2 protein-coding genes and 1 pseudogene are annotated in these 3,696 nt (G+C 71.9%); all 3 read right to left on the minus strand.

The genetic code is table 11. The annotated features are described in order from the left end of the window. Nucleotides 1-929 (minus strand): protein-glutamate O-methyltransferase (locus ACLEQD_RS39070; protein ID WP_410390973.1); only part of this gene is annotated, 929 nt, incomplete at its 3' end. Beyond that, the gene (locus ACLEQD_RS39075) at nucleotides 923-1,951 is read right to left on the minus strand and encodes a chemotaxis protein CheB (protein WP_410390974.1); all 1,029 of its coding nucleotides are present in this window, start codon (nucleotides 1,949-1,951) and stop codon (nucleotides 923-925) included. The genes ACLEQD_RS39070 and ACLEQD_RS39075, both read right to left, overlap by 7 nt. Before the next feature lie 10 nt (nucleotides 1,952-1,961). After that, nucleotides 1,962-3,696, minus strand: a pseudogene (locus tag ACLEQD_RS39080) (hybrid sensor histidine kinase/response regulator); the annotation flags it as partial.

Raw genomic sequence — 3,696 nt, forward strand, 5'->3', positions numbered from 1 at the left:
GCCTGCAGCCGCTGGCGCAGCTCCAGGGCGAAGGACTCCGGGCTGCCCGGGCGCGGCTCCGTCGCCATGGGGGCGAGCGGCGGCGGCGGACGGGGGCGGTCCCCCAGCGGGCGCCGGTACACGAACGCGCCGTCCACTTCGATCATCTCGAAGCGGTCGTAGACCTTGAACAGGCTCTCCGAGTACCCCAGGAACAGCAACCCCCCCGGGCGCAGCGCCGCGAGGAAGCGGTCCATCAGCCCGCGGATGGTGGGCAGGTCGAAGTAGATGATGACGTTGCGGCAGAGGATGAGATCCAGCGACGCGGGCGCCACCTTGTCGAACACCGGCGCGGCCAGGTTCTGGCCATCGAAGCGGATGTACTCGCGCAGGATGGGCGACGCCTCGTAGCCGTCCTCCACCTGCCGGAAGAAGCGCTTCAGCCGCTCCGGGCCAATGGCCATCGCGCGGCGCGTGGAGAAGCGTCCCTGCCGCGCGGCCTCCACCGCGGCCAGGTTCAGGTCGGTGGCCCACAGGTCCACCTCCACCGAGAGCGCGCCCAGCTCCGCCATCACCAGCGCCAGGCTGTAGGGCTCCTCGCCCGTGGCGCAGCCCGCGGACCAGATGGACACCTTGCGCATCTCGCGCCGCGCCCGCCCGAGCAGGTCCGGCAGCACGCTCTGCTCCAGCGCGCGGAACTGCTTCGCGTCGCGGAAGAACTCCGTGTGCCCCACCGTCACCAGCGGCAGGAGCGAGCGCAGCTCCTCCTCGCCGCTCGCGCTCATCAGCTTCTGCAGGTACTTGTCCGGGTCGCTCAGGCCCAGCGCGGGCATGCGCGTGGACAGCGCCAGCCGCAGGCTGTGGTAGCCGTCCAGGGTGATCTTCAGCCCCGCGCGCTCCAGGAGGAGCGCGGACAGCTGCTGGAGCACCTTGTTGCCCACGCTCAGCACGCGGCCACCCACTGCACGAGCGTCGGCGCGATGACGTCCAGCGGCAGCACCTGCTGCGCCGCGCCCAGGAGCACCGCCTCGCGCGGCATGCCGTAGACGACGCACGTGGCCTCGTCCTGCGCGATGGTACGCCCTCCCCGCTCGCGAATCTCCTTCAGCCCCCTGGCGCCGTCGCGGCCCATGCCCGTCAGGATGACGCCGATGCACCGCTTGCCGAAAGCCTCCCCGGCCGAAGTGAGCAGCATGTCACACGAGGGCCGGAAGCCCCGCAGGGCAGGTCCCGTATCCAGTTCCAGACGGCCGTCCGGCTTCACCAGCAGATGTCCTCCCGAGGGGGCGATGTACACCGTGCCCGGCTCCATCCACGCGTCGTGCGTCGCCTCGACGACGCGCAGCGCCGTCTCCGTGGACAGCCAGTGCGCCAGGCCTTCCGTGAAGCCCTGGCTGATGTGCTGACAGTAGGCGATGGGCGCGGGGAAGCCGCGCGGAATCATCCGCAGCACCTGCGCCACGGCCTTCGGCCCGCCCAGCGAGGCGGCCAGCGCCACCAGGGGGAATGGCGCGGTGGGCCCCTCCTGCGCCGGCCGCGACGCCCTGGGCGAGGAAGGCGGCGAGCGCACGCCCTTCACCTGCGACAGCATCACCAGCTTGCGGTTGACGGCGTGCCAGAAGTCCGGCCCCGGCGTCATGGGCCGGTCCATCACGTCCAGCGCGCCCAGGGCCAGCGCCTGGAACGCCTGCTGCCCGCTGAGCACGCCCGGGTGCAGCGCGAGGATGGGCGTGGGGCGCATGGCCATGATGCGCTCGATGGCGCCCAGCGCCTCCGAGGAGATGAGGTCCACCAGGAGCACGTCCGGGAAGTGCCTGCGCACCACCCCTTCCGCGCCCACGAAGTCCGCCTCCGGAGGGCCCACGGCCACCAGCGACTCGCCGTCGAAGAGCCCGCGCACCAGCCCGCGCAGGCCCCGCCCCACCAGGAGTACCCGGAACGCGAGTCCCGTCACCGCCGTGCCGCCGCCCACGAGAGGCTCCTCAGGTCAGCCGATCGATGGACTGCGCCAGGATCTCCACCCCCAGCTCGCCCTTCACCAGGTACGCATCCGCGCCCGCATCCAGGCCGCGCCGCTTGTCCTCCGGCGACGCGAGCGACGACAGGATGATGACCGGGATGCGCGCCACGGCGGGCGTGCCCTTCAGCCGCCGCGTGAGGGAGAAGCCGTCCAGCTTCGGCATCTGCACGTCCGTGAGGATGAGGTCGTACGTGTTCGTCTGCACCTTCGCGTACGCCTCCTCGCCGTCCTGCGCCTCCTCCACGGAGTGCCCAGCGCCTTGACGAGCGCCCCTTCCGTCGCGCGCGCGATGGGCGAGTCGTCCACCAGCAGCACGCGCAGCCGGCGGCTGGCGGGCGCCTGGGTGACGGGGCGGGCCATGCGGCGCACCTCCGTCATGATGTCCGGCACGTGCAGCAGCACCGCGATGCGCCCGTCCTCCAGCGCCGCCGTGCCCGCGATGAACGGCGCGCCCTTGAGGAACTCGCCTCCACAGGGCTTCACCGCCACCTCGCGCTCGTCCACGAAGCCGTCCACCACCAGCGCGGCGTAGTCGTCGCCGTGGCGCACCACCACCGCGGGAGGCTTGTCGAAGCGGTTGCCGCCGTTGAGGCCCAACAGCGGCCCCAGCGCCACGAGCGCCGTGGGCTTGCCCCGGTGCCGCACCGCCAGCGTCCCGAAGACCTCCATGCGGTCATCCGGCTTGATGCGCATGACGGCCACCACGTCCGCGGCGGGCATGCCGTAGACGTCGTCGCCCAGGCGCACCAGCAGCACCTTCATGAGGGCCAGCGACTGCGGCAGGCGCAGCGTGATGGTGGTGCCCCGGCCCTGGCGGCTCTGCACGCCCACGGAGCCGCCCAGCGTCTCCACCTTGCGCTTCACCACGTCCATGCCCACGCCGCGGCCGGACAGCTCACTGACCTGTTCGCGCGTGGAGAAGCCGGGGCGGAAGATGAGCTCGATGGCCTCGCGCTCCGACAGCGCGGCGGCCTGCACCGGCGACAGCAGGCGCTTGTTGATGGCCACCTGCTTGAGCCGCTCGGTGTCCATGCCGCGGCCGTCGTCCTCCACCTCGATGTGGAGCATGTCGCCGTCCACGCGCACGCGGATGCGGATGCGGCCCGTGTCGGGCTTGCCCATCTGCTGGCGGAAGTCCGAGGACTCCAGGCCGTGGTCCACCGCGTTGCGCAGCAGGTGCACCAGCGCGTCGCGCACGTCGGCCAGCATGGACCGGTCCACGCCGATGTCGGCGTTCTCGATGACCAGGTCCACTTCCTTGTTCTGCGTCTTCGCGATGTCGCGCACCGCGCGCGGGAACGCGTCGAACACGGTGGACAGCGGCACCAGGCGCGCCTCGGCCACGTGGTCCGCCAGCTGGGCCAGGTTGCCGTGCAGCGTGTTGATGCCGTCCCCGTTGCGGCGCACGAAGCGGAACGCGTCGTCGCGCAGCATGTGCAGGTCCGCCTCCGCGCGCTCCAGCTCGTTGCGGATGACCTCCGGGACGTCCACGTCCTCGGAGATGCGCAGGAAGCGGTCGCCCAGGCGGCTGAAGCGCTCGAAGAGCGCCGCCGTCTCCGTGCTGCGCAGCCGGCCGCGCGCGCTCTCCACCAGCAGGTCGCCGGCGAGCAGGCCCAGCGAGTCCAGCACCTCCACGTTCACGCGGATGCTGCGGTCCGCGATGGAGCTGGCCTTCGCGGCGCTGGGCGCCTCCTCTC

It is taken from the genome of Corallococcus sp. 4LFB, from assembly GCF_046520365.1.
Lineage (GTDB): Bacteria > Myxococcota > Myxococcia > Myxococcales > Myxococcaceae > Corallococcus > Corallococcus caeni.